This window comes from Synechococcus sp. R5-13 (assembly GCF_047462015.1).
Classification (GTDB): domain Bacteria; phylum Cyanobacteriota; class Cyanobacteriia; order Thermostichales; family Thermostichaceae; genus Thermostichus.
Map to the genome: position 1 here is coordinate 1 of NZ_JANSIL010000107.1, position 1,372 is coordinate 1,372.

General features: G+C 57.9%; 1 protein-coding gene. It reads left to right on the plus strand.

Translation table 11 applies throughout. From position 1 onward, the window contains the following. Positions 1–174 precede the first annotated feature (174 nt). Positions 175–1,236: a sensor histidine kinase gene (locus NW840_RS08735; protein WP_011432354.1), complete on the plus strand. Its 1,062-nt coding sequence runs from the start codon at positions 175–177 to the stop codon at positions 1,234–1,236. The last annotated feature ends 136 nt before the right edge of the window (positions 1,237–1,372 follow it).

Here is a 1,372-nt window from a genome sequence, read left to right on the forward strand (position 1 = left end):
AAAACCAACTTTATTCTCTTTTCTCTATAAATTATTCTCTCTATCCTAACATAAGATCAACACGACCTAAGACCTAGGAAAGAACTCTTCAGCCTTGACCGTGAGGGGATGTTCATTCTTCCGTACCATTGGTTCATTATTTAAGCAGGTCTTGTCAAAGCGAGCGCACCGAGTTTGAAACAGCAACCACTCCGCGTACTTGAGTTTTGGCGCCGCCGCTTTCCCCACAGCTTGCGCACCCAGGTGGCATTGGTCATTGCCAGCCTTTCGTTCGTCCCCAACTTGGTTTTCATCCTGTCGGTGCAGTGGATCTGGCCCGACACGCAGTTCAGCACTGAAGGGATCCTCCTGCTGCTGCTGTGGATCCCGTTGCTGGCGGTGCTGTCGGCGGTGGTGGGCTATGCTCTGTCCTCCATGATTTTGCGCCCCCTCACCCTGCTGGCCCGCGAGTTGGCTCATTTGGAAACCTTGATTAACCAGCCCGCCCGTTGGAATCTGCTGCTCCGCCCCGGGGATCCCCAGGAAGCCCTGATCTTGCGGCAGGCTTTTGCCCAGTTGCTGCGCCAGATCCAGATCGATCAAATGCGGCGAGAAGCCTTTACCGCTACCCTCGTTCACGACCTCAAAACCCCCCTCATCGCCTTTGGGCACCTGCTGAGCGCCTTTAAACAGGATCAACAGCTCGAGCCGGAGCAACGTCGCGCTCTGCTGGATCGCATCCTGCAGGAAAATCAACACAATCTCTCTCTGGTGCAGAAAATGGTGGAGGCTCACCGCCTGGAGCGGGGAGAGATCGAGTTGCATCCTCGGCCTTGTGATCTGGGATCCCTGGCCAGAAAGGTGGCCGAGCGCATGGGATCCCTGGCCCAGGAGCGGGGGATCGATCTGCGAGTCGAAGGAGAAGGGTGGGGCAACGCCGATGAGGCAGAGCTGGAGCGGGCGCTGGTGAATCTGGTGGACAACGCCTTGCGCTACGCACGCCATGCGGTGGTGTTAATCGTCAGCCCCCACCAGATCCAGGTGCAGGATGATGGCCCCGGCTTGCCGGCTCCCCTAGAAGAGTTGGCCCAACCCTACGTGACCCAGCCCATTCACATTGCCGGCCACCACTACCCAACCGGCTCAGGAGGTCTGGGGCTATATATCGCCAGGCGCATCCTGCAGGCCCACGGGGGGGACTTGCGGTTGGTCGAGACGGGATCCCAAGGGACTGCTCTAGCCCTGGTGTTGCGCTAACCCAATAGATTGGTGCTGAACAAGACTGGTGTAGTCATTTTAAGTGACATACTCCCGCACTCATGTTGATGCAAAGCGCTCCGCGCCGCTAAAGCGAGAGAGTGCGGGCTTCAAGGACTCCGTCCCGCTGACGCGA